The organism is Arthrobacter sp. zg-Y40 (assembly GCF_020731535.1).
GTDB lineage: Bacteria > Actinomycetota > Actinomycetes > Actinomycetales > Micrococcaceae > Arthrobacter_B.
Window position 1 is genome coordinate 387,248 of the sequence record NZ_JAJFZS010000008.1, and the last position, 25,175, is coordinate 412,422.

The following is a 25,175-nucleotide window of genomic DNA, read 5'->3' on the forward strand; positions in this document are numbered from 1 at the left end:
AGCCGGTGTGCCTTACGGGTTGAGGATCGCCGCCAGGAACGTGGCGGTGTGGCTGCCTTCGACCTTGGCCACCTTCTCCGGGGTGCCCGAGGCGACCACCTTGCCGCCGCCGGTGCCGCCGTCGGGACCCATATCGATGATCCAGTCGGCACTCTTGATCACGTCGAGGTTGTGCTCGATGGTCACCACCGTGTTGCCCTTGTCCACCAAGCCCTGCAGCACTTCCAGGAGCTTCCGGACGTCTTCGAAGTGCAGGCCCGTAGTGGGCTCGTCCAGCACGTAGATGCTGCGGCCGTTGGAACGCTTCTGCAGCTCGCTGGCCAGCTTCACACGCTGCGCCTCGCCGCCGGACAGCGTGGTGGCCGGCTGGCCCAGCCGGACATAGCCCAGGCCCACGTCCACCAGGGTGTTCAGGTGCCGGGAAATAGGCCCGAAGGCGGCGAAGAACTCCGCGGCTTCCTCGATAGGCATGTCCAGGACCTCGGCAATGTTCTTGCCCTTGTAGTGGACCTCCATGGTCTCCCGGTTGAACCGGGCGCCGTGGCATACCTCGCAGGGTACGTAAACGTCCGGCAGGAAGTTCATTTCGATCTTCAGGGTGCCGTCGCCGTGGCAGGCCTCGCAGCGCCCGCCCTTCACGTTGAAGGAGAACCGGCCCGGAAGGTAGCCGCGCACCTTCGCCTCGTTGGTCTCGGCGAAGAGCTTGCGGATGTGGTCCCAGACGCCGGTGTAGGTGGCCGGGTTGGAGCGCGGCGTGCGGCCGATGGGGCTCTGGTCCACATGGATAACCTTGTCCAGCTGCTCCAGGCCCTCCACCCGGGTGTGCCGGCCGGCCACATGCTTGGCGCCATTGAGCTTGTTGGCCATGGTCTTGTACAGGATGTCGTTGATCAGGGTGGACTTGCCCGAACCGCTGACACCGGTCACTGCGGTGAACACGCCCAGGGGAATGTCCACGTTCAGGTTCTGCAGGTTGTTTTCCCGCGCCCCGACAATCTTCAGCTGGCGGGTCTTGTCCACCTTGCGCCGCTTGGCCGGGATCTCGATCTTCTTCCGGCCGGAGAGGTAGGCGCCGGTAATGGAACGCTCGTTCGTGAGCAGGTCCGCCAGCGAGCCGGAATGCACAATCTCGCCGCCGCGCTCCCCTGCCCCCGGGCCGACGTCGACAATCCAGTCCGCTTCCTGGATGGTGTCTTCGTCGTGTTCCACCACGATCAGGGTGTTGCCCAGGCTGCGCAGGCGGCTCAGGGTTTCGATCAACCGCCGGTTGTCCTTCTGGTGCAGGCCGATGGACGGTTCATCCAGCACGTACAGCACGCCCACGAGGCCGGAGCCGATCTGCGTGGCCAGGCGGATGCGCTGGGCTTCGCCGCCGGACAGGGTTGCTGCCGGCCGGTTCAGGCTCAGGTATTCCAGCCCGACGTCGAGCAGGAAGGTCAGGCGGGCCTGGATTTCCTTCAGTACGTTGCTGGCAATCTGTGCTTCACGGCCGGTGAGCGTGAGCGTTCCGAGGAAGTCGGCGGCCTCGCGCAGCGGCAGGGCGCTGATCTCGGCAATGTTGCGGCCGTTGATCAGCACCGACAGGGACGCCGGGTTTAGGCGCGCGCCGCCGCACTCGGGGCAGGCGATTTCGCGCATGTACTCTTCGTACCGGTCGCGGGCATGGTCGGATTCGGTTTCCTGGTGCTTGCGGTGGATGTACTGGATGACGCCTTCGAAGCCGGTGCTGTACTTGCGTTCACGGCCGAAGCGGTTCCGGTACTGGACCACCACCTTATGGTCCTTGCCGTTGAGCACGGCCTCGCGGACCGTGGCCGGCAGCTTCTTCCACGGCGTGTCCATGGAGAAGCCCATGTCCTTGGCCAAGCCGTCGAGCAGCCGGTTCCAGTACTCGGTGGTGGCGGTGCCCAGGGACCAGGGCGCGATGGCGCCTTCGGCCAGGGACTTGGACGGGTCCGGGATGATCAGGTCCTCGTCCACCTCCAGCCGCGAGCCGATGCCGGTGCAGACCGGGCATGCACCGAAGGGGTTGTTGAAGGAGAAGGAGCGCGGCTCGATCTCGTCGATGGCCAGCGGGTGCTCGTTGGGGCAGGCCAGGTTTTCGGAGAAGGTGCGGGTACGGTCCTCGCTGTCCTCGGGACGGTCCACGAAGTCCACCACCACGCGGCCGTCGGCCAGGCCGAGCGCGGTTTCCACGGAGTCGGTCAGCCGCTGCCGGATGCCTTCCTTGGCAACGAGGCGGTCCACCACCACTTCGATGTTGTGCTTGATCTGCTTGCCCAGCTTGGGCGGGTCGGAGAGCTGGATCTGCTTGCCGTCCACGCGGGCGCGGGAGTAGCCCTTGGCGGCGAGTTCCTTGAACAGGTCCACGAACTCGCCCTTGCGGCCGCGGACCACGGGCGCGAGGACCTGGTAGCGGGTGCCCTCTTCCAGTTCCAGGAGCTGGTCCACGATGGCCTGCGGGGTCTGGCGGCTGACGGGTTCGCCGCAGACGGGGCAGAACGGCCGGCCCACACGGGCCCAGAGCAGGCGCATGTAGTCGTGGATCTCGGTGATGGTGCCCACCGTGGAGCGCGGGTTCTTGCTGGTGGACTTCTGGTCGATGGAAACCGCGGGCGAGAGGCCCTCGATGAAGTCGACGTCAGGCTTGTCCACCTGGCCCAGGAACATGCGCGCGTAGGCGGAGAGTGACTCGACGTAGCGCCGCTGCCCCTCCGCGAAGATGGTGTCGAACGCCAGCGAGGACTTGCCCGAGCCGGAGAGGCCGGTGAAGACGATCATGGCGTCCCGCGGCAGGTCCAGGTCAACGTTTTGGAGGTTGTGCTCGCGCGCACCTTTCACTACCAGGCGGGAAAGGTCATTGGCAGTATGCGGCGCAAACGTGGTGTCCGCCGTCGTAAGAGTCGATTTAGGCACGTTTTCCACTCTAGTTCAAACGCTGATTCGAAAACGTATTCGAGGTGCGGTGTTTCGCCGCAGGCGAAGCGCTGGCCGCCCTATTGCAGGGCTGCACGCAGGAAGGACACGGCTTCGTCAGGGGACACCCCGTTGGCGCGGACGGCATCAGCGTAGGTGCGCGCCGCCTCGGCCACCCTGGTCCGGCCGGTATCACTGCCGGCGGCGATCACTGTGCCGGCGCGGGAGCGGGTGGTGACCACCTGCGCCTGTTCCAGTTCCCGGTAGGCGCGGGCCACGGTGTTCACGGCCAGGCCAAGGTAGCCGGCCAGGGCGCGGACCGGGGGCAGCCGGGTCCCGACGGCGAGGCGCCCCTCGTTTGCCGCGTCCAGGATCTGCAGGCGGAGCTGTTCATACGGCGGCACCGAACTGGCGGCATCAATGCGGATCCACTTGAGCACCCCGGCGTCGCTGCCGGCAGAGGTGCGCTGTGGGCTGGGATCAGAAGTCATGGTGCCATGCTAGTGCCCGGAAGGGTCGGCAGGTGCCGGAAGCCCCTGCTCCTGGGCGTCCGCCTGCCCGGCAAACTGGGAGCGGTACAGCTCGGAGTAGAACCCCTCCGCGGCCAGCAGTGCGTCATGCGTGCCCTGCTCCACGATCCGCCCGTCCCGCACCACCAGGATCACGTCCGCGTCGCGGATGGTGGACAGCCGGTGCGCAATGACGAAGCTGGTCCGGTCCTGCCGCAGGGCGTTCATGGCCAGGCGGATGGAAATCTCGGTGCGGGTGTCCACGGAGCTGGTGGCCTCGTCCAGGATCAGGATGGACGGGTCCGACAGCCACGCCCGGGCGATGGTCAGCAGCTGCCGCTGGCCCTGGCTGAGCGTGCCGCCGTCGTAGCCGAGCACTGTGTCATACCCCTCCGGCAGGGACCGGACAAAGTGGTCAACGTGCGTAGCTGCCGCCGCGGCCCTGATGTCCTTCTCGGTAGCGTCCGGAGCGCCGTAGGCGAGGTTCTCCCGTACCGTGCCCTCGAAGAGCCACGCGTCCTGGAGCACCATGCCCATGGTGCTGCGCAGCTCCTCGCGGCGCAGCCGGGCAATGTCGGTTCCGTCGACGGTGATCCGCCCGGCGTCGACGTCGTAGAAACGCATCAGCAGGTTCACCAAGGTGGTTTTTCCCGCTCCCGTGGGACCGACAATGGCCACGGTCTGCCCCGGCTCCGCCGTGAACGACAGGTCCCGGATAAGCGGGGCCTCCGGGCTGTAGCTGAAGGAGACGTCCTCGAAGGCCACCCGGCCGCGCACGTTGTGCAGGTGTTCCGGCTGCACCGGATCCGGTTCCTGCTCCTTGGCGTCCAGCAGGGCGAACACCCGTTCAGCGGAGGCGACGCCGGACTGCAGCATGTTGATCAGCCCGCCCAGCTGCCCCAGCGGCTGGCTGAACTGCCGGCTGTACTGGACAAAGGCCTGCACTCCTCCGATGGACAGCTGGCCGTTGGCCACCTGCAGTCCGCCCACCACGGCAACGGCGACGTAGTTCAGGTTCGAAATGAACATCATGGCCGGCATGATGATCCCGGATACGAACTGGGCCCGGAACGCGGAGCGGAACAGCCGGTTGTTCGCCGGGGCAAAGCCCTCAATCACCCGCTTCTGCTGGCCGAAGGCCTTCACCACGTCCTGCCCGGTGAACATTTCCTCGATGTAGCCGTTGACCTCTCCGGTGGACTTCCACTGGGTCTTGAACTCCGCCTGCGAGCGCCGCGCGATAAGCACCGTCACCAGTGCGGAAACCGGCACCGTGATCACGGCGACCAGGGCCAGCAGCGGGGAGATGGAGATCATCATCGCCAGCACGCCGATGATGGTCAGCACCGAGGTGATGATCTGGGTCAGGCTCTGGGAGAGGGTCTGCGCCAGGTTGTCGATGTCATTGGTGACCCGGCTCAGTACGTCTCCGCGTGACTGCTGCTGGAAATGGGACATGGGCAGGCGGAACAGCTTCCCGTCCACGTCGCGGCGCAGCCGGTACATGGCGTTCTGCACAATCCGCGCCGTCACCCGGGCCTGGAACCAGCCGAACACGAAAGCGGCCAGATAGATGGCCAGCACGCCCAGCAGGATCCCGCCCAGCCGGCCGAAGTCCAGCCCCTGCCCGGGCACCACATCCATGGCGGCGAGCATGTCGGCCAGTTTCCCCTCCCCCGCATCCCGGAGCGCCTGTACCTGTGCGTCCTTGCTCGTCCCCGCCGGAAGCCCCTGCCCGATGAACCCGTCGAAGATGACGTTGGTGGCCTCGCCCAGGATCCGGGGCGCGGAGACGGCGAGCGCCACGGAGACGACGGCAGAAAGCAGCACCGCAGCCACCCGCAGCCGGTCCGGGGCCATCAGTCCCATCAGCCGCCGGACACTGCCGGCGAAGTTCTCCGGCTTGGCGGCGGCTCCTGCGCCCGGGCGTCCCCGCATGGGCCCGCTCACGCTACTTCCTCCGCGGTGAGCTGCGAGGCAACGATCTCCCGGTACGTTGCCGTGGATTCCATCAGTTCGGCATGCGTTCCCTGTCCGACAATCCGGCCTTCGTCCAGGACCACGATCCGCGCTGCGTCGGTAATGGTGTTCACGCGCTGGGCCACCACAATCACGGTGGCATTGCGGGTCTGCGGTTTCAGTGCTGCCCGCAGCCGTGCGTCGGTGGCGAAGTCCAGCGCGGAGAAGCTGTCATCGAACAGGTAGATGGACGGGCGCACCACCAGGGCGCGGGCTATGGCCAGCCGTTGGCGCTGGCCTCCGGAGAAGTTCGCGCCGCCCTGCTCCACGGGATGCTCCAGCCCGCCCTCCCCGGCACGGACAAACCCGTCGGCCTGCGCCGTCTCCAGTGCAGCCCACAGCTCCTCGTCGGTGGCCTCGGGTTTGCCGAAGCGGAGGTTGGAGGCGATGGTGCCGCTGAAGAGGTAGGCGCGCTGCGGCACCAGGCCTATTCCGGCACGCAGCGATGACAGTGTCACTCCCGCTATGTCCTGCCCGTCCACCGTAATGCGCCCGGAGGTGGCGTCCAGCAGCCGGGGCACCAGGTTCAGCAGCGTGGTCTTCCCGGCACCCGTGGACCCGATGATCGCCGTGGTCTGTCCGGGCAGCGCCTCGAAGCTGATGTTGAACAGCACGGGATCCTCGGCACCCGGGTAGCTGTAGCCGACGTCGGTGAAGGTGAGCCGGCCGCCGTCGTACGCCAGCGTGCCAGCCCCCGGGGCGTCGCTGACGCTGGTGCGGGTATCCAGGACCTCATAGATCCGTTCCGCACAGACGGCAGCGCGGGGCAGCATCATGATCATGAACATGGACATCATGACCGCCATCAGGATCTGCATGATGTAGGCAATGAAGGCCGTCAGCGCACCGATCTGCATCTGCCCGTCGTCAATCCGGAACGCGCCGAACCAGATCACGGCTACAGTGGCCAGGTTCGCCACCAGCATGGCCGCGGGAAACAGCAGGGCCAGCAGCTGGCTGACGCGCAGCTGGGTGCCGGTGAGGTCGGCATTGGCGTCGGCGAACCGCTGTTCCTCGGAACGCTCGCGGATAAACGCCCGGATCACCGCAATGCCCATGATCTGCTCGCGCAGCACGGAGTTCACCCTGTCAATCTGCTTCTGCGCCCGCCGGAACAGCGGCACCAGGCGGCGCAGCACCAATCCGATCACCACAAACAGGGCCGGCAGGATCAGCAGCAGGATCCCGGAGAGCGGAATGTCCTGGTTCAGGGCCAGCAGCACGCCGCCCACCCCCATGATCGGGGCCGAAACCATCATGGTGAACGTCATCAGCAGGGTCATCTGCACCTGCTGCACGTCATTGGTGGTCCGGGTAATCAGCGACGGCGGACCGAACAGGCCCACCTCGCGGGAAGAGAACGTCTCCACGTTGGTGAAAAGCTGCGACCGGATGTTCCGCCCGGCGCTCATGGCCACCCGGGAGGCCAGATAGGTGGCGGCAACCGAACACACCACCTGCCCGGCCGTGACCGCGAGCATCCAGCCGCCGACGTCGAGGATCACCCCGGTATCTCCGGTGACGACGCCGCGGTCAATGATGTCTGCATTCAGTGTGGGAAGGTACAGCGTGGCCGCGGTCTGCAGCAGCTGCAGGAGAACGACGGCGGCGACCGCGCCTCTATAGGGGGCGAGGTTCTGCCGGACCAGCCTCAGGAGCATCCTTGCAACTTACGCCCGTTCGCGGGCGTAAGACAATAGCGCCACGGGCCGGGTTCGGAAGCCCCTGCCCGGCTAGACTTGCCGGATGGAAGATCTGCAGAACATCACCATCCGCAGCGTGTCCGTGGGCACCATGGACAACAACGTGTACCTGCTCACCGACAAGGAGTCCGGTGCCCAGGTGCTCATTGACGCGGCGGATGACTTCCCCGCGATCCGGCGCCTGCTGGGCGAGGGGGCTGCCGATGCCCAAGCCCCCGCGCGGCTTGGAACGGTCATCACCACACACAGCCACTGGGACCATGTGCGGGCCCTGGCAGAGACCGTAGCGGAGACGGGGTCACGTACCGCAGCCGGCACGGAAGACATTCCGGACATCGAGGTTCCCACGCTGCTGCCGCTGGAACACGGCGATACCGTGCCCTTCGGCGGAGCCGAACTCGAGGCGATCAAGCTGCGCGGACACACACCCGGCTCCGTGGCACTGCTCTACCGGGACCCGTCCGGCCCTGCGCACCTCTTCACCGGGGATTCGCTGTTTCCGGGCGGACTGGGCAATACCCAGAAGGATCCGGAGCGGTTTGCGTCCCTGTACCGCGACGTATTCGAACGTGTGTTCGAATACTTGCCAGATGACACCGTGGTGCACCCCGGGCACGGGGCGGCCACCACCCTGGGTGCGGAGCGCCCGCACCTGCAGGAATGGAAGGAACGCGGCTGGTAAAACCGGCTACCGGCCGCGCGGAAAGCTTCCGCCCGAGGCCTGGCCCTGCTTCCGCCCGACCATAAACAGCCGGCGGAACGGGAACACCGTTCCCCACCCTTCCGACGGATAGGCCTCTTCCAGCAATTCGGCGTACTCCGCCTCGAACTGGAAAAAGTCCGCTTCGGACAGGGCATTGATGACCGGCCGCAGCGCGGTCCCGCGCACCCAGTCCAATACCGGGTCCGTTCCGTACAGGACCTGCTGGTAGGTGGTTTCCCATACATCGGCCGCAAAGCCGGCCTCGGTCAGCAATGCCAGGTAATCCTCCGGTTCATCCACGGCATCACTGTGGCGCAGCACCCCCTGCAGCTTGCCGGCCCACTCGGCGCTCGCCGCCAGTTCCCGCAGCAGCACATGGGAGGGTGCATTAAAGTTGCCCGGTACCTGCACGGCCAGCCAGGCGCCGTCGTCGAGCGCCATTGCCCAGCGCTGCAGCAGGTCCTGGTGTCCCGGCACCCACTGCAGGGCGGCGTTGGACACAACGACGCCGGTGCCGGGGGCCGGCTCCCAGTCCTCGATCCGGCCGTGCACGAAGTCCAGGTTCGGCGGCACGTCCTCCAGCCCCCGGGCGGCTTCGATCATGTCGCGGGAGGAATCCACGCCCGTGACCTGCGCCCCGGGCCAACGGGCAGCGATCGCCGCGGTCAGGGCGCCGGTGCCGCAGCCCAAATCCACCACCCGCCGGGGTGAGGATGCCGCTATCCGGGCGGTGAGGTCGAAGAATGGCCGGTCCCGGTGCGAGGAGAACTGTGTGTACTTGTCCGGATCCCATTTCATGCCGCCGAGCCTAGCCGCTGCTGAGACCGTAAAACGGGATCGGCGCGGCCCGATAGTCTGGTATGGACATGAAACTTCTTGAGCAGCTGCCCTCCCCGGATTCCGCCACCCGCACCGTTGACCCCGACGAGACCTACACGTCCTTCCTGGAGTGGGTCGAGAGCCGGGGAATGTCGCTGTACCCCGCCCAGGACGAAGCTGTCATGGAGCTGGTGACCGGCAACAACGTCATCCTGGCCACCCCCACCGGGTCCGGTAAGTCGATGGTGGCCATTGCCGCGCACTTCTATGCCATGGCCCAAGACGAGCGCAGCTATTACACCGCCCCCATCAAGGCCCTGGTATCGGAGAAGTTCTTCGCGCTGTGCGAGATCTTCGGGGCGGAGAACGTGGGCATGGTCACCGGCGATTCCTCGGTGAACAAGGACGCGCCCATCATCTGCTGCACTGCGGAGATCCTGGCCAACATTGCCCTGCGCGAAGGCCCGGACGCGGACCTGGGCACCGTCATCATGGACGAGTTCCACTTCTACTCGGATCCGCAGCGCGGCTGGGCCTGGCAGGTGCCGCTGCTGGAGCTGCCGCAGGCGCAGTTCCTGCTGATGTCCGCCACCCTGGGCGACATGACCCGCATCGCCAACGAACTGAGCGAGCTGACCAACCGCGACACGGTGACGGTCTCCTCCGTGCAGCGGCCCATCCCGCTGCACTACTACTACGTGGAAACGCCCGTGCAGGAATCACTCGAGGAACTGCTGGCCACCAAGCAGGTCCCGGTGTACGTGGTGCACTTCTCTCAGATCGAGGCCATTGACCGGGCGCAGGCGCTGATGAGCATCAACGTCTGCACCCGGGAGGAAAAGGACCGGATCGCGGAGCTGATTGCCGGGTTCCGGTTTGCCCCCGGATTCGGCAAGACGCTGAACCGGCTGGTGCGGCACGGGATCGGCGTGCACCACGCCGGCATGCTGCCCAAATACCGCCGCCTGGTTGAACAGCTGGCGCAGGCCGGATTGCTCAAGGTCATCTGCGGCACCGACACCCTGGGTGTGGGCATCAACGTGCCCATCCGCACGGTGCTGATCACGGCGCTGTCCAAGTATGACGGCACCCGCACCCGGCCGCTGAAGGTCCGCGAGTTCCACCAGATTGCCGGACGCGCCGGGCGGGCCGGCTATGACACGGCCGGCACCGTGGTGGTCCAGGCACCGGACCACGTGATCGAAAACGCCAAGGCCATGGCCAAGGCGCACGCGAAGTTCGGCGACGACCAGAAGAAGCTGCGCCAGGTGGTGAAGAAGAAACCGCAGGCCGGTTTTGTGTCCTGGGGCAAGCCGACCTTCGAGAAACTGGTGGACGGCACCCCGGAGCCGCTGACCTCCAGCTTCAACATCACCCACTCCATGCTGCTGAACCTGCTGGAGCGTCCGGGTGACCCGTTTGCCGCGGCGAAAAAGCTGCTCACGCACAACCACGAGACGCGTTCCTCGCAGCTGGCGCTGATGAAGAAGGCTTTGAGCATCTACCGCGAGCTGAAGACCGCCGGCATTGTCGAAGTGCTGCCCGAGCCCGACGCCGACGGGCGCACGGTTCGGCTGAAGGTCCACCTGCAGCCGAACTTTGCCCTGAACCAGCCGCTGTCCCCGTTCGCCATGGCCTCCCTGGAGATCCTGGACCCGGACAGTCCGTCCTACGCGCTCGACGTGGTGTCCGTGATCGAAGCCATCATGGAAAAGCCCCGCCAGGTGCTCTCCGCCCAGGAGAAGAAGGCCCGCGGCGAGGCAATCGCGGCCATGAAATCCCAGGGCATCGAGTACGACGAGCGGATGGCCCTGCTCGAAGAGGTCACCTACGCCCAGCCGCTGGCTGAGCTGCTGGAACAGTCCTTCGAGGTCTACCGGTCCGGCGCCCCCTGGCTGGGCGAGTTCGAGCTCAGCCCCAAGTCGATTGTCCGGGACATGTACGAACGCGCCATGAGTTTCGGCGAGTACGTGGCCTTCTACTCCCTGGCGCGCTCCGAGGGTGTGCTGCTGCGCTACCTCTCGGACACCTACAAGGCACTGCTGCACACCGTTCCCCCGGAGCGGCTGCGGGAGGATCTGGAGGACATCATCGAGTGGCTGGGCGAACTGGTCCGGCAGACCGATTCCTCGCTGCTGGACGAATGGGAGGAACTGACCTCCGGCGTCGATCCGGCCGCCACGGATGAACCCGTCCTGCCGCCTGCCCCGGACCGGCTCACCTCCAATGTGCGGGCCTTCCGGGTGATGGTGCGCAACGAAATGTTCTCCCGGGTGAAGCTGTTTGCCGACGAGGATGACCGCGCCCTGGGCGAGCTCGACGGCGACGCCGGCTGGGACGCCGACCGCTGGGCCCAGGTGCTGGACGCCTACTTCGAGGAACACGACGACATCGACGACGGCCCCGACGGCCGCGGCCCGGACCTGCTGATCATCACGGAAGTTCCCGGCAAGTGGAACGTGCGGCAGATCTTCAAGGATCCGGCGGGCCACCTTGACTGGGGCATCACCGCGGAGGTGGACCTGGCGGCGTCGGACGAAGCAGGCAGCCCGGTCATCAGGGTGATCTCCGCCGGACGGCTGGATTAGGCTGGACCCCATGCAGATCCGCCCCGCACGCAAAGAAGATGTCCCCGTCATCCTGGAACTGATCCATGACCTGGCGATCTATGAAAAAGAGCCGCACGCCGTGAAAAACACGGCCGAGGCGCTGGAAAAGAACCTTTTCGGGGACCATCCGGCAATTTTCGCCCACGTGGCGGTGGACCAGGGTGCAGTGCAGGGTTTCGCCCTGTGGTTCCTGAACTATTCCACATGGGAAGGTGTGCACGGCATTTACCTTGAGGACCTCTATGTGCGTCCGGAGGCCCGCGCCAAGGGCATGGGCAAGGCACTGCTGCGCACCCTGGCGAACATCGCCGTGGAACGCGGTTATGCACGGGTGGAATGGTGCGTGCTGAACTGGAACGAACCCTCCATCCGGTTCTACAAGTCCCTGGGGGCCCTGCCGCAGGATGAGTGGACCACGTTCCGGCTCACCGGCGAGGCGCTGGCCTCCTTCGGTGGTGCCGAATGAACGCGCCCGTCCCCCACGCGGCGTCGCGCACCTACCGGGTCCGCGGCATGAACGTGACCGATCACCGGTTCACCGTGCCGCTGGACCACTCGGTGTCCGACGGCGAAACCATCACCGTGTTCGCGCGCGAATATTCCGACGCCGGGCAGCGCCCGGCCATGGTGCAGGAACTGCCCTGGCTGCTGTACCTGCAGGGCGGACCCGGCGGAAAGGGCAACCGGCTGCTGCAGTTTGGCGGCTGGACGAAGGCCGCTTCCAAACACTTCCGCATCCTGATGCTGGACCAGCGGGGCACCGGTCTTTCCACCCCGGCGGACCGGCAGACCCTGGCCCTGCGCGGCGATGCCGCAGCCCGGGCTGCGTACCTGACGCATTTCCGGGCCGATTCCATCGTTGCCGACGCCGAGCTGATCCGGCAGGCGCTGGGCTCGGGACCGTGGACCACCTACGGACAGAGCTACGGCGGCTTCTGCACGCTCACGTACCTGTCCTTTGCGCCCGAAGGGCTCCGCGAATCCCTGATCACCGGCGGACTGGCACCGCTGTCCGGTCCCGCTGACCGGGTCTACGACGCGACCTTCCGCCGGGTGGCTGCCCGCAACGCCGAATACTTTGCCCGCTATCCCGAAGACCGCGAGCTGACCACACGGATTGCCCGGCACCTGGACGCCGTCCCCGAGTTCCTGCCTTCCGGGGAACGGCTCAGCGTGCAGCGCTTCCAGATGGCCGGTTCCTACCTGGGCGGCAACACCCGGGTGGACGGGCTGCATCACCTGCTGGAGGAAGCCTTTGTGCCGGCACCCGGAGGCGAACGGCTCTCCGACACCTTCCTGGAGACTGTGCACGGGCTGGTCAGCCGCGCTTCGAACCCGCTCTACGCGGTGATGCATGAATCGATCTACGGGCAGGGATCCGCCACGGACTGGGCGGCGTGGCGGGTGCTGAAGTCCTTCCCGGAGTTTGAGCCCACCGCCGAAGCGCCGTTGTTCACCGGTGAAATGGTCTACCCCTGGTACTTCGACGAGGATCCGGCGCTGGTGCCCCTGAAACAGACCGCGGAACTGCTGGCCCGCAAAGCGGACTGGGGGCCGCTGTACGACACCGGCCGGCTGGCCCGCAACACCGTGCCCGTGGCCGCTGCGGTGTACACGGATGACATCTACGTGGACCGGGATATCTCGCTGGAGACGGCCGCCGCCGTCCAGGGCCTAAAGGTCTGGGAGAGCGCCGACTACCACCACGACGGCATTGCCGACGACGGCGAGGCCATCTTCGACCGGCTGCTGGGCATGGTGCGCGGCGGGAAATAACCGGGGGGCAACCGGGTTAGAGCGGGCGGTCCGCCAGTTTCCGGACCCAGTCCGGGGTGGTCTTGCCGAGCTTGCGGTCCGTGGTCAGCCGCAGCCGGGCGGCCCTGATCTGCACGCGTTCCTGGTCCCGCCCCTGCTCCGTATTATGGCCGGCGGACTCGGAGCGGCCGGGAGTCTTATTTCCCTGTGACAGTGCTGCCGTAGTCATGGTCGGCCTCCTTCGTTCCGGGTGTGCTCGCTAGTTCATTCTCACTCATCCGGGCTTCCGCGTCCACGACTGCCGTCAGCGGGCGCGCCCAGGCGATGCTGATGATGGCGGTTTCCTCCTCCCCGGCCAGGTCGCTCTGGGCCAGCAGGTCCAGCACTCCCAGCCCGGTCTCCTGCCGCCGGGGATCTTCGGACATGGACGCCTCGATGGCCCACTGGGCGCGGTTCCACCATTCTGAACGCTGGTCCGCCTTCCGGCGCTGCTCCAGTGTTTTCCAGCCGATGATGAAGGTCAGGATGGCCGCAGCCAGCACGGCCAGCGGTCCCAGGGCTCCGAGGATCTCCCACCACGGGGCGTCGACGACGGCGGCCGGCTCGGGCGCGGCGGGCACCGGTGTCGGGAGGAGCGCGGACGAGACCATGCACCCAAGCCTAGCGTGCAACCTCATGAGTATGCTGGTCGGCGGCACGGCTGGGGATTACGCTGGGGAGATGGATCCGCGGCCCTACTACTGGGTTTCCACGGCCGGGCATCCGAACTTCGGGGACGAGTTCATCACCGCCTCGTGGCTCCGTTATCTGGCCCAGGCCTCGCCGGATAACGAGGTGTGGCTGGACTGTCCCGAGCCCGGCCTGGCCAGTGTGCTGTTCGAGGGCCTGCACCCCCGGTTGCGGGTCACCAACACGTTGTGGCGGGCGGTGCGCGAGGCGGCGGATCACGGGGAAGACGTCGCCGGACACGTCGTCCGGCTGGTGCGGGAGCAGGGATCACCGCGCTATGACCTCGGTTTGCTCAAGCTGCGCGAGGTCCAGTCCCTGCACCTGCTCGGCGGCGGTTTCATCAACGGTATCTGGCCGCAGCATGCCGCCTTGCTGGACGGGATGCGGGCGGTGCACGGACTGACCGGGGCCCGCCTGTATGCCACCGGGCAGGGACTGATGCCCCTGCCCGGTCCGCCTGCGGAGGCACGGAAACTGTTTCGGGATTTTGCCCACGCCAGTGTCCGTGATGCCGAGAGTGCCGCGGCATCTTCGGCTCGGCTGGGGCTGGACGACGCTTTCCTGGGTGCCGAGGCGGTCAGCGCGCGGGGCAACGGCCCGCCCGGAATATATGTCTGTATCCAGAGCGACCTGGCGGACCGGGCCACTTTCGAGGCTGCGGTCGCACAGGCCCGGGCCCTGATTGGCTATGCCGGCCGGTTCGGTCGCGCCTACTATCTGGAAGCCATCCCCGGCGTCGACCACCCGGCGTACCGGCAGCTGGCCGACCTGATCCCGCAGGACCGGTTTATTCCGTTTGCCGGGGTCTGGACCGGCGGGCTGCCGGTTGGGCCGGACCAGCTATGGATCACCACGAGGTTCCATTTCCATCTGCTGGCCGCGGCAGCCGGGGCGCGGGGTGTGGCGTTGGTTTCCCGCAGGGGCTATTACGACGTCAAGCACGCCTCTCTGGCCGCCCTCGGGAGCGGCTGGACCCTTCTGGCGCCGGATGCAACTCCGGGCCGCAGGTCCATCCCGTGGAAAAGGGGTTCGCTGCACCGGCGCCTGCCGGCATTGGCTGCCCGGAAACACGCCGAAGCCTCGGCCCTGTACGGGGACGGGCCCCTGCCCGGGCAGTAAGCGCATACCTACGCGTGCCCGGCGGACTGCATCTGCCGCAGTTCCTTCTTCAGGTCCCCGACCTCGTCGCGCAGGCGCGCGGCCAGCTCGAACTGAAGCTCCGCTGCGGCGGCATGCATCTGCTCGGTCATGGAGGCAATCAGCTCGGTCAGGTCTTCCGCCGGGGCAGCGGCCAGACCGTCCTTGCGCACACCCTTGCCCTTTCCCTTGGACTTCTTCTTCGCTGCCTCTTCCAGGAGGGCCTTGGTGTCGGCGTCCTCGCGGGCCAGCTGGTCCGTGATGTCCGCGATTTTCTTGCGCAGCGGCTGCGGGTCCACACCGTGCTTCTTGTTGTAGGCAATCTGGATGTCGCGGCGCCTGTTGGTCTCATCAATGGCATGCGCCATGGAATCGGTAATCCGGTCCGCGTACATGTGCACCTCGCCCGAGACGTTACGGGCGGCACGCCCGATGGTCTGGATGAGCGACGTGGAGGAACGCAGGAAGCCTTCCTTGTCGGCGTCCAGGATGCTCACAAGCGAGACCTCGGGCAGGTCCAAGCCTTCGCGCAGCAGGTTGATGCCCACCAGCACGTCGAAGGTGCCCATCCGCAGTTCGCGGAGCAGCTCCACGCGGCGCAGCGTGTCGACGTCGGAGTGCAGGTATTCCACCTTGATCCCGTGCTCCAGCAGGTATCCGGTCAGGTCTTCGGCCATCCGCTTGGTCAGCGTGGTCACCAGGACGCGTTCGTTCCGTTCGGTGCGGGTGCGGATCTCCCCCAGCAGATCGTCGATCTGGCCCTTGCTGGGCTTGACCACCACCTGCGGGTCCACCAGGCCGGTGGGGCGGATAATCTGTTCCACAAAACCGTCGGCCTTGGACAGCTCGTACTTGCCGGGCGTGGCCGACATGTACACGGTCTGGCCGATGCGCTCGAGGAACTCGTCCCACTTCAGCGGCCGGTTGTCCATGGCGGAGGGCAGCCTGAAGCCGTGGTCCACCAGGGTCCGCTTCCGGGACATGTCGCCTTCATACATGGCACCGATCTGCGGGATGGTGACGTGGGATTCATCCACCACCAGCAGGAAGTCGTCCGGGAAGTAGTCCAGCAGGCAGTGCGGGGCGGTGCCCGGGCCGCGGCCGTCGATGTGCCGGGAGTAGTTTTCGATGCCGTTGCAGAAACCCATCTGCTGCATCATTTCCAGGTCATAGGTGGTCCGCATGCGCAGCCGCTGGGCTTCGACCAGCTTGTTCTGGGACTCCAGTTCCTTCAGCCGCACCTGCAGTTCATCTTCGATGCGCCGGATGGCGCGGTGCATGCGGTCCTCGCCGGCCACATAGTGCGAGGCGGGGAAGACATACATCTCATCCTCTTCGCGGATGACATTGCCGGTGAGCGGATGCAGGGTGTGGATGCTCTCCACCTCGTCGCCGAAGAACTCGATCCGCAGCGCGGTCTCTTCGTACATGGGAATGATCTCCACGGTGTCTCCGCGCACGCGGAAGGTCCCGCGGTGGAAATCCATGTCGTTGCGCACGTACTGCATGGACACGAATTTGCGCAGCAGGTCATCGCGGTTCATCTGCTGGCCGCGGCGCAGCGTCACCATGCCCTCGATGTACTCTTCGGGGGTGCCCAGGCCGTAAATGCAGGACACCGTGGCCACCACAATCACGTCGCGGCGGGTCAGCAGCGCGTTGGTGGCCGAGTGCCGCAGCCGTTCCACTTCCTCGTTGATGGAGGAGTCCTTCTCGATGAAGGTATCCGTCTGCGGAACGTACGCTTCGGGCTGGTAGTAGTCGTAGTAGGAGACGAAATACTCCACGGCGTTGTTGGGCAGCAGTTCCCGGAATTCGTTGGCCAGCTGTGCCGCCAGGGTCTTGTTCTGCACCATCACCAGCGTGGGCCGCTGGACCTGCTCCACCAGCCACGCCGCCGTGGCACTCTTACCGGTGCCGGTGGCACCCAGGAGGACTACGTCCTTCTCGCCGGCGTTGATCCGCTCGGCGAGTTCCTTAATGGCGGCGGGCTGGTCACCGGCGGGTTTATATTCACTGACGACCTCGAAAGGCGCCACAACTCTCTTGATGTCCTGCGCAAGACTCATGCCTACAAAAATACTCCGCTGCGCGGACAGCCACTGTCCGCTTTGCTACGGGCTGAACCTCAGGCGCCGGCAGCGCCGCGTTCTCCGGAAACGTTCCGGTTCAGCGGCACCAGGCGCGTATCCCACAGCGCACGCACCGCGGCCACCAGCTCGTCGGGGCCGCCGGTATTGTGCAGGACGACGTCGGCAGCAGCGGCCCGCTCTTCGGCGGTGGCCTGGGCGGCGATCCGGGCCCGTGCAGCTTCGGGAGCCATTCCGCGGTCGCGCACCATCCGCTCCAGCCGGACGTCTTCGGGAGCCTCCACCACCAGCACGAAATCGAAGTTCCCGGCCTGCCCGGTTTCCACGAGCAGCGGTATGTCCTGCACCAGGATTCCGTCCTCCGGCGCCCGAGCCGCAAGCTCGGCGGCCCGGGCGCGCACCAGCGGATGGACGATCCCGTTCAGCACTGCCCGCCGCTTCTCGTCGCCGAACACAACGGCGGCCAGGGCGGGTCGGTCCAGGCTGCCGTCCGCGGCCAGGACCTGCGGACCAAACGCGTCCACCACCGCGGCCAGCCCTGCCGTGCCGGGTTCCACCACTTCGCGGGCCAACGCGTCCGCGTCGATCAGCACTGCACCGCATTCCTCGAGGGTGCGGGCCACCAGGGATTTTCCGGCGGCAATTCCGCCGGTGAGTCCAACCTTAAGCATGTCCACCAGCGTAGTCCTCCGGCACTGGCCCTCCCGTCAGCGCCGCCCGTCACGCCGTCGGCGCCCGCAGATGCGGCCACTAGAATGTAGGAGTGAGTGACATCGACGCGGCGGCGGGGCGCTACACCACCATCGCCGGGGAACACCGCTCCGAACTGGACGTCAAGCGCTCACGCTTCATCACCGTGCTGCAGCGCACCGAAACCGAGGAAGAGGCCCGCGCGCTGGTAGCCGGGCTTCGCCGGGAATTCCATGACGCGCGGCACCACTGCAGTGCGTTCGTCCTTGGCCCCACCCGTACCGTCCAGCGCTCCAATGACGACGGCGAGCCCTCCGGAACGGCGGGCATCCCGATGCTGGAGGCCCTGACGAAACGGGAAACCTTCGGCGGTGCCACCGATCTAAGCGACATCACCGCGGTGACCGTGCGGTACTTCGGCGGCATCCTGCTAGGTGCCGGCGGCTTGGTGCGCGCCTATTCGGAGTCCGTCTCCTCCGCGCTGGCAGCCGCTCCCCTGCTCCGCCGAAGGCGCATGCAGCTTTACGCCGTCCCGGCGTCCCACGCCGATGCCGGCCGGCTGGAGAACGAACTGCGCAGTGCCGGTATCAGTGTTACCGGCACGGACTACGGCGCCGCCGGCGCCAGCATCACCGTGGCGGTGCCGGATGTACCCGGCACCGCCGAAGAATTCCGCGACCGCCTGGCAGCCCTTACCGCCGGCGGCAGCACCCCTGAACCGCTGAGAACAGAATGGATCGATCTGTGACGCACGCCCCCGACGGCTTCGACTTTGAGGCGCTCCGGCGATACCCCGACGTCGAGGCCGGGAACCTGCAGGCGCATGACGCAGCTGACCGGCTGCTGCTGGACACCGCATCGGACCGGCTGCAGGCGGGCGGCGTCGTCGTCATCGGCGACTCCTACGGTGCACTCACCCTGGGCGCGGCGGCCGGTTACGGTGTACGGGAAATCCGCGTGCACCAGGACCCGTACTCCGGCGAACTGGCCCTGCAGCGCAATGCGGACGCAGCCGGACTCGGGGGGACGTTCAGCTCCCTGCCCCTTGGACCCGAACTGCTGACCGGTGCCCGCACCGTCCTGCTGCGCCTGCCGCGGTCCCTGGACGCACTGGAGGAGATTGCCGCGCTGATTGCCCGGCATGCCGATCCGCGGGTGGTGGTGTACGCCGGCGGCCGGCTCAAGCACATGACCACGGCCATGAATACGGTGTTCAGCCGCTGGTTCGGCTCTGTCACCGCCGGATTGGCACGGCAGAAATCGCGCGTCCTCACGGTGTCGGCACCGCTGGATCCGCTCCCGGCCAACCGGTTCCCGCTGGCCGGGCAGCACGACGTTGGCCTCCCGGCACCGCTTGAACTGCGCGCCTACGGGGCGGCATTTGCCGGAGCGTCGCTGGACATCGGCACCCGTTTCCTTCTGCCGCACCTCAGCGGCGCCCGGGACGCGTCCGCAGCCATCGATCTGGGGTGCGGCACCGGCGCCATTGCGGCTTACCTGGCCCTGTCACGCCCGTCCCTGCAGGTCATCGCGACCGACCAATCCGCAGCCGCCGTCGCTTCTGCAGTGCAGACCATGGCCGCGAATGGGGTGGCAGATCGGGTGCAGGTATACCGGGACGATGCCCTCAGCACCCGGCCGGATGCGTCGGCGGAACTGGTGGTGCTCAACCCGCCGTTCCACATCGGCGCCAGCGTACACGCCGGCATCGCGCTCAAGCTTTTTGCCGACGCCGGCCGGGTCCTGGCTCCCGGCGGGGAACTGTGGACGGTGTGGAACAGCCACCTCACCTACAAGGCCGCGCTGAACCGCTTGGTGGGACCTACCCGCGAGGTGGCGCGCAACCCCAAGTTCACGGTCACTGTGAGCACCCGGCGCTAGCCGAGCCGTGATAGGCGCCGCTGTACCACCTGCTAGGTGTCTCCTCCTGAAAAGAAAGAGCCGGTCATCGGAAAGACCATTTCCGGGCCCAGCCAGATAAGAAACACCAGAAGCCAGGCCAGCAGGAGCGCACAGAACCAGGACAGTGCCGCGACGGGATGCTTTCGACGGAGCACACCGTAGCCAGCCCAGGCGAGGCCCAGGGCCACAAGGGGTCCGGGGCAAAGCAGGACGAGGATCAGTTCGTACTTCTCACGCACCCCCGGCGGATAAGAGGACTGTTGGGTCATCCCCAGGCCGATGAAGATAGGAAACGCAACCAACGCGCTATAACACGCGAGCAGGATGATGAGCACTGAGCCGCCGCTGAGTATCTTCTTTTTGCCGGCTGACCCGCGCGGATTCTCCGGCTGATGCCACGGCGGAGGGTAATAGCCCTGCGGCGGGTACGGCTGCGGCGGGAGGTTCCCCTGCGCCGGCGGTGGCCAATAGCCCTGCGGCGGGTACGGCTGCTGCGGCGGCTGATAGCCCTGCGGCGGGTCTTGTTCTGGCATTGGTCCCCCTGATCGGCGTCGGCGGCACCAGCGTAACCCGGGCGCGCCGGGCTCACCGGCGCCGACACAGCGCAAAGGGCCTCTCGGCGACGCGCGAGAGAGCGCTCTCTTGACAGTGCCCTGCGTCACACTTAGGCTCTGACGAAGATCAGAGAGCGCTCTCTCCCAGGCACGTTCGCGCCGGGCAGCTCTCGAAATCCACAACCAGTCCCCATCTCAGCGGATCAGCCCCGGCTCAGCTCACGGCACGGTCCACTTTATTCACCGGCTAGACCCACACACAAAGGAGTGACCGTGAAGAAGAACCTTAAACACCGGGCAGGAGCAGTGGCTGGCGCCGCCGTTCTGGCCCTGCTTGCCGCCGGCTGCGGCGGCGGCGACAAGGACAGCCAGGCAGGGACCGCCGAGGACCCCATCGAACTGTCCGTCACCACTTTCGGCACCTTCGGCTACGACGACCTCTACGCTGAGTACGAAGAGGCGAACCCGGGCATCAAGATCACCCACAACAACATTGACCGCGGCGCCAACGCCCAGACCGACCTCTTCACGAAACTCGCCGCCGGTTCCGGTGTCAGCGATGTGGTGGCCATCGAGGAAGGTTGGCTCGGAGCCGTCATGGAAGTCTCGGACCAGTTCGTTGACCTGAACGAGTACGGTGCCGAGGACATCAAGGACAACTGGGTCGACTGGAAGTTCGAGCAGGGCACCGATGCTGACGGCCGCGTTATCGGCTACGGCACGGATATCGGCCCGCAGGGCCTGTGCTACAACGGCAAGCTCTTCGAAGCCGCCGGCCTGCCCAGCGACCGGGAAGCTGTTGCCGAACTGTTTGGCGGCGACGACGCCACTTGGGACCGTTACTTCGAACTGGGCAACCAGTACCACGAGAAGACCGGCAAGGCCTGGTACGACCAGTCCGGCTTCGTCTGGAACTCGATGGTGAACCAGATGGAAGAGGGCTACTACACGGCCGACGGCGAGCTGAACATCGAGGACAACGCCGCCATGAAGGAACAGTTCATGCAGCTTGCAGCGGGAACCGAAGCCGGTCTCTCCGCCAATGAAAAGAAGTTTGACTGGGGCACGGGCCGGGCTTTCACCGACGGTTCCTTCGCCACGTTCGTCTGCCCGGGATGGATGCTCGGCACCATCCAGGAACAGCTGGAATCTGCAGGCGGCAGCGAGAACTCCGGCTGGGACTTTGCTGATGTCTTCCCCGGCGGCGCCTCGAACTGGGGCGGTGCATTCCTCTCCGTTCCCGAAACCTCCGAGCACAAGGAAGAAGCAGCAGCCCTGGCTGCCTGGCTCACCGCCCCGGAACAGCAGGTCAAGCAGTCCGCAGCGGCAAACAACTTCCCCAGCACCCTTGAAGCACAGAAGCAGCTTGCCGAGGAAGCCAAACCCAATACCGTCTTCAACAACGCGCCGACCGGAGCCATCCTGGCCTCGCGTGCAGAAGGCGTAAAGGCCCAGTTCAAGGGCCCGGACGACTCCGTCATCCAGGAGAAGGTGTTCGGTGCCGCACTGACCCAGCTCGATTCGGGCAGCCTGGACGGCGAAGGCTCCTGGAATGAAGCAGTCAAGCTACTGAACGAGCTGGTCGTCAAGGACTAGCACACCCGTCGGGGCCTCCGGGAAACCGGAGGCCCCCGCATGGACTGTGAGAATCAACATGACCGTAACCGTAAAGCCACCCGCGCCGGCAGCGCCGGCACCCAAGACCGAACTGTCCTTCCGGCAGCGTCTCAATGTGTGGGACTTCAAAGTTTCCCCCTACCTCTATATTTCCCCCTTCTTCCTTCTCTTCGCACTGGTGGGCCTGTTCCCGCTCATCTACACGTTCTTCGTTTCCCTCTACGACTGGCACCTGCTGAAGGGCCAGGGCGACTTCGTCGGTCTGGGAAACTTTGCCGACGTCCTGGGTGACCGTTTCTTCTGGAACTCGCTCTTCAACACGCTGAGCATCTTCCTTCTCTCCGCCATCCCCCAGCTTGCCGGGGCACTGCTGATTGCAGCCGTACTGGATCAGAACATCCGCGCCAAGACCTTCTGGCGGATGAGTGTACTGGTCCCTTACGTTGTGACCCCCGTGGCCGTTGCGCTGATCTTCACGAACATGTTCGGCGAAGAACACGGACTGATCAACAGCATCCTGGGCAACTTCGGGATCGATCCGATCCAGTGGCGCACGGAAACGTTCCCCAGCCACGTCGCGGTGGCGAGCATGGTCAACTGGCGGTGGACCGGCTACAACGCGCTGATCCTGCTGGCCGCCATGCAGTCGGTACCGCGCGAAATCTACGAATCCGCAGCCTTGGACGGTGCGGGTGCCGTCCGCCGGTTCTTCAGCATTACGCTGCCCAGCATCCGGCCCACCATGATCTTCGTGGTGATCACCTCCACCATCGGCGGGCTCCAGATCTTCACGGAGCCGCGCCTGCTGGATCCGACGTACGCCGGCGGCGCCCAACGGCAGTTCCAGACAACTGTGCTGTACCTCTGGGAGATGGCTTTCCAGCGCCAGGACTTCGGAAGGGCCTCGGCCATTGCCTGGCTCCTGTTCCTCCTGATTGTCGTTTTCGGAGTCGTCAACCTGGCCCTGTCCAGGCGCATAGCCTCCTCGGACAGCCGGCGGTCCCGCCGTCGTGCGGCACTGAAAGGGAAGAACAAGTGAGTGTCATTGAACGCAAAGCCCCCGCCCCGGGGCGCGGAAGCGTCCCTCCCAGGAGGAAGCAGTCCCTGCGGAACAGGATCTTCGGGAACGGGCTCCGCCCCGGTTTCCTGACGTACGGCCTGCTGCTGGCCTTCTTCGTCGGCTCGGCCTATCCCCTGTGGTGGTCTGCAGTAGTAGGCAGCCGCTCCAACGAGGCGCTGGGCCTGACGTACCCGCCGTTGCTGCCGGGCGGCAACTTCTGGGCGAACGTGGGCGAGGTGCTGGACACCATCCCGTTTTGGACGGCACTGTGGAACAGCATCCTGATTTCCAGCATCATCACCGTTTCCGTGGTCATCTTCTCCACGCTGGCGGGCTACGCGTTCGCCAAGCTGCGCTTCCGCGGCAACGGTGTGCTGATGGTGGCCGTTGTGGCCACCATGGCTATTCCCACCCAGCTCGGCATCATCCCGTTGTTCATGGTGATGCGGGAGTTGGGCTGGACCGGTGAAATCGGCGCCGTAATCGTGCCGACGCTGGTCACGGCGTTCGGCGTATTCTTTATGCGCCAATATCTCGTGGACGTCATTCCCGACGAACTCATCGAATCCGCCCGCATGGATGGGGCCAACATGATCAGGACGTTCTGGCACGTCGCACTGCCCGCGGCCCGTCCGGCCATGGCAATCCTCAGCCTCTTTACGTTTATGTCCGCGTGGACCGACTTCCTGTGGCCGCTGCTGGTCCTGGACGCAAGCAATCCCACGCTCCAAACCGCACTCAGCCAGCTGCAGTCCTCACGGTACGTGGACTACTCGGTAGTCCTCAGCGGCGCGGTGCTGTCCACCATCCCCCTGCTCATCCTCTTTGTGCTGGCAGGCAAACAACTTATATCCGGAATTATGCAGGGAGCAGTGAAGGGTTAATGACTAACAACACCCCGGAATGGAACAACTTCCCGGACGGCTTCATCTGGGGATCCGCCACCGCGGCCGCACAGGTTGAAGGCGCAGCGCGGGAGGATGGCAAGGAAGACTCCATATGGGACGCCTTTGCCGCAGTACCCGGCAACGTACGCAACGGAGACACCCCGGCAGTTGCCGTGAACCACTACCACCGGATGCCGCAGGACGTGGCCCTGATGAAGGACTTGGGACTGGACTCCTACCGGTTTTCCACCAGTTGGGCGAGGGTTCGGCCGGGCGGCCGGGACCTCAACCGCAAGGGACTGGATTTCTACTCTCGTCTGGTGGACGAACTCTTGGAAGCCGGGATCCTTCCCTGGCTCACCCTCTACCACTGGGACCTCCCCCAGGCCCTGGAGGAGGCAGGCGGGTGGACCAACCGCGACACCGCATACCGGTTCGTGGAGTATGCACAGGATGTCTACTCCGCGCTGGGCGACCGGGTGGAGCACTGGACAACGTTTAATGAACCGTTCTGCTCGTCGCTGCTCGGTTACGGGTCCGGGGCGCACGCTCCCGGCCGGCAGGAGCCGCGCGCAGCGGTTGCCGCCGTCCACCACCAGCACCTGGCCCACGGCATGGCGGTGAACGAACTCCGCCGCCTGGGCGCGGAGCAGATCGGCATCACGCTGAACCTGAGCAACTCCATCCCCCGTGACCCGGCGGACCCCATAGACCTCGAGGCGGCGCGCCAGTTCGACTCCCTGCAGAACCGGATTTTCCTGGATCCGATCCTGCGCGGAGCATATCCGGAGGATTCCCTCCGCGACCTGGCGCCTTATGGCCTCCAAGAGGTCATCCAGCCCGGCGACATGGAAACCATTGGCGCCCGCATCGACTTCCTGGGCGTGAACCACTACCACGATGACCAAATCAGCGGACACCCCGATACCAGCGGATCCGACGGGCACGGCGGGGGTGCAGGACGGCCGACGGCGTCTCCGTGGGTTGGGGCCGAACACATCACCTTCCCCAGCCGCGGCCTGCCGCGCACGGGGATGGACTGGGAGGTGAACCCGGACGGGCTGCGCAAGCTGCTCCTTCGGCTGGGCGAGGAGTACCCGGACCTGCCCCCGCTGTACATCACCGAGAACGGTGCCGCGTACGAGGACGAGGTTGCCGAAGACGGCAGTGTCCCGGATGCTGAGCGCACGCGCTTTATCCTCGACCACATCCGCGCCGTGGGAGAGGCCATCTCCGCCGGTGCCGATGTGCGCGGCTACTTTGTATGGTCCCTGCTGGATAATTTCGAGTGGTCCTGGGGCTACAGCAAACGCTTCGGCATTGTCCGCGTGGATTACGACACGCAGGAGCGGACGGTGAAGGACAGCGGACATGCCTACCGCGGCCTCATCGCCGGGACCCGGAGCGCCGCAGGGGCAGCGACAGCCGTGTGAGGTCCCGTAAGCTGGCATCAGCCGGGCACCCCGGCCCAAGGCG

General features: G+C 65.9%; 21 protein-coding genes. 11 read left to right on the forward strand and 10 right to left on the reverse strand.

The features are described from left to right. Nucleotides 1–12: 12 nt before the first annotated feature. From uvrA to LJ754_RS09235, 4 genes are all read right to left on the reverse strand, one after another. Complete coding sequence (gene uvrA, locus LJ754_RS09220) at nt 13–2,916, reverse strand: excinuclease ABC subunit UvrA (protein ID WP_227926324.1); 2,904 nt, start codon at nt 2,914–2,916, stop codon at nt 13–15. A gap of 80 nt (nt 2,917–2,996) precedes the next feature. Beyond that, complete coding sequence (locus LJ754_RS09225) at nt 2,997–3,407, reverse strand: GntR family transcriptional regulator (protein ID WP_227911316.1); 411 nt, start codon at nt 3,405–3,407, stop codon at nt 2,997–2,999. Between the two features lie 9 nt (nt 3,408–3,416). Continuing rightward, nucleotides 3,417–5,363 (reverse strand): ABC transporter ATP-binding protein, encoded by a 1,947-nt coding sequence (locus LJ754_RS09230; protein ID WP_227926593.1) that lies wholly within the window; start codon nt 5,361–5,363, stop codon nt 3,417–3,419. 8 nt (nt 5,364–5,371) lie between these two features. Continuing rightward, the gene (locus tag LJ754_RS09235; RefSeq protein ID WP_227926325.1) at nt 5,372–7,105 is read right to left on the reverse strand and encodes an ABC transporter ATP-binding protein; all 1,734 of its coding nucleotides are present in this window, start codon (nt 7,103–7,105) and stop codon (nt 5,372–5,374) included. Between the two features lie 85 nt (nt 7,106–7,190). On the opposite strand from LJ754_RS09235, the gene LJ754_RS09240 reads away from it, so the two are divergent. Continuing rightward, nucleotides 7,191–7,829, forward strand: coding sequence for an MBL fold metallo-hydrolase (locus LJ754_RS09240; protein ID WP_227926326.1), 639 nt, complete (start codon nt 7,191–7,193; stop codon nt 7,827–7,829). A gap of 6 nt (nt 7,830–7,835) precedes the next feature. Here LJ754_RS09240 and LJ754_RS09245 read toward each other — a convergent pair whose 3' ends face one another. Continuing rightward, nucleotides 7,836–8,648: a trans-aconitate 2-methyltransferase gene (locus tag LJ754_RS09245; protein ID WP_227926327.1), complete on the reverse strand. Its 813-nt coding sequence runs from the start codon at nt 8,646–8,648 to the stop codon at nt 7,836–7,838. A gap of 68 nt (nt 8,649–8,716) precedes the next feature. Here LJ754_RS09245 and LJ754_RS09250 point away from each other — a divergent pair, with 68 nt between their 5' ends. Genes LJ754_RS09250 through LJ754_RS09260 form a run of 3 tightly spaced genes read left to right on the forward strand, consistent with a single transcriptional unit; the run spans nt 8,717 to nt 13,054 of the window. After that, complete coding sequence (locus LJ754_RS09250) at nt 8,717–11,257, forward strand: DEAD/DEAH box helicase (RefSeq protein WP_227926594.1); 2,541 nt, start codon at nt 8,717–8,719, stop codon at nt 11,255–11,257. A 10-nt stretch (nt 11,258–11,267) separates the two neighbouring features. Beyond that, nucleotides 11,268–11,744, forward strand: a complete 477-nt coding sequence (locus LJ754_RS09255; RefSeq protein ID WP_227926328.1) for a GNAT family N-acetyltransferase — start codon at nt 11,268–11,270, stop codon at nt 11,742–11,744. Between the two features lie 47 nt (nt 11,745–11,791). Further along, nucleotides 11,792–13,054 (forward strand): alpha/beta fold hydrolase, encoded by a 1,263-nt coding sequence (locus LJ754_RS09260; protein WP_442860323.1) that lies wholly within the window; start codon nt 11,792–11,794, stop codon nt 13,052–13,054. Nucleotides 13,055–13,070: 16 nt separating this feature from the next. Here LJ754_RS09260 and LJ754_RS09265 read toward each other — a convergent pair whose 3' ends face one another. Continuing rightward, the gene (locus tag LJ754_RS09265; RefSeq protein WP_227911310.1) at nt 13,071–13,262 is read right to left on the reverse strand and encodes a hypothetical protein; all 192 of its coding nucleotides are present in this window, start codon (nt 13,260–13,262) and stop codon (nt 13,071–13,073) included. Next, the gene (locus LJ754_RS09270) at nt 13,231–13,683 is read right to left on the reverse strand and encodes a hypothetical protein (protein ID WP_227926330.1); all 453 of its coding nucleotides are present in this window, start codon (nt 13,681–13,683) and stop codon (nt 13,231–13,233) included. The genes LJ754_RS09265 and LJ754_RS09270 overlap by 32 nt, the downstream gene beginning before the upstream one ends. Nucleotides 13,684–13,708: 25 nt before the next feature. Between LJ754_RS09270 and LJ754_RS09275 the strand changes: the two genes are divergently transcribed. Continuing rightward, entirely contained in the window at nt 13,709–14,881 is a 1,173-nt protein-coding gene (locus LJ754_RS09275) for a polysaccharide pyruvyl transferase family protein (RefSeq protein WP_227926331.1), read from the forward strand. A gap of 8 nt (nt 14,882–14,889) precedes the next feature. On the opposite strand, the gene uvrB is transcribed toward LJ754_RS09275, so the two are convergent. Beyond that, nucleotides 14,890–16,968, reverse strand: coding sequence for an excinuclease ABC subunit UvrB (uvrB, locus tag LJ754_RS09280; RefSeq protein ID WP_227911307.1), 2,079 nt, complete (start codon nt 16,966–16,968; stop codon nt 14,890–14,892). Nucleotides 16,969–17,027: 59 nt separating this feature from the next. Continuing rightward, on the reverse strand, nt 17,028–17,660 hold the full coding sequence (gene coaE / locus LJ754_RS09285; RefSeq protein ID WP_331461520.1) for a dephospho-CoA kinase: 633 nt from the start codon (nt 17,658–17,660) through the stop codon (nt 17,028–17,030). A gap of 92 nt (nt 17,661–17,752) precedes the next feature. On the opposite strand from coaE, the gene LJ754_RS09290 reads away from it, so the two are divergent. Together LJ754_RS09290 and LJ754_RS09295 are read left to right on the forward strand one after the other, a co-directional pair. Continuing rightward, the gene (locus tag LJ754_RS09290) at nt 17,753–18,427 is read left to right on the forward strand and encodes an IMPACT family protein (protein ID WP_227926332.1); all 675 of its coding nucleotides are present in this window, start codon (nt 17,753–17,755) and stop codon (nt 18,425–18,427) included. Continuing rightward, nucleotides 18,424–19,560 (forward strand): class I SAM-dependent methyltransferase, encoded by a 1,137-nt coding sequence (locus LJ754_RS09295; RefSeq protein ID WP_227926333.1) that lies wholly within the window; start codon nt 18,424–18,426, stop codon nt 19,558–19,560. The genes LJ754_RS09290 and LJ754_RS09295 overlap by 4 nt, the downstream gene beginning before the upstream one ends. A 32-nt stretch (nt 19,561–19,592) precedes the next feature. Here the strand turns inward: LJ754_RS09295 and LJ754_RS09300 are convergent, their stop codons facing one another. Beyond that, entirely contained in the window at nt 19,593–20,114 is a 522-nt protein-coding gene (locus LJ754_RS09300; protein ID WP_227926334.1) for a hypothetical protein, read from the reverse strand. Between the two features lie 294 nt (nt 20,115–20,408). On the opposite strand from LJ754_RS09300, the gene LJ754_RS09305 reads away from it, so the two are divergent. Genes LJ754_RS09305 through LJ754_RS09320 form a run of 4 tightly spaced genes read left to right on the forward strand, consistent with a single transcriptional unit; the run spans nt 20,409 to nt 25,132 of the window. Then, on the forward strand, nt 20,409–21,731 hold the full coding sequence (locus LJ754_RS09305; protein WP_227926335.1) for an ABC transporter substrate-binding protein: 1,323 nt from the start codon (nt 20,409–20,411) through the stop codon (nt 21,729–21,731). A gap of 58 nt (nt 21,732–21,789) precedes the next feature. Beyond that, nucleotides 21,790–22,791 carry a carbohydrate ABC transporter permease gene (locus LJ754_RS09310; protein ID WP_227926336.1) on the forward strand — a complete coding sequence of 334 codons (1,002 nt, stop codon included), beginning with the start codon at nt 21,790–21,792 and terminating at the stop codon, nt 22,789–22,791. Then, complete coding sequence (locus tag LJ754_RS09315) at nt 22,788–23,696, forward strand: carbohydrate ABC transporter permease (RefSeq protein ID WP_227926337.1); 909 nt, start codon at nt 22,788–22,790, stop codon at nt 23,694–23,696. The genes LJ754_RS09310 and LJ754_RS09315 overlap by 4 nt, the downstream gene beginning before the upstream one ends. Continuing rightward, entirely contained in the window at nt 23,696–25,132 is a 1,437-nt protein-coding gene (locus LJ754_RS09320; protein WP_227926338.1) for a GH1 family beta-glucosidase, read from the forward strand. Before LJ754_RS09315 ends, LJ754_RS09320 begins: the two co-directional genes overlap by 1 nt. Nucleotides 25,133–25,175 lie beyond the last annotated feature (43 nt).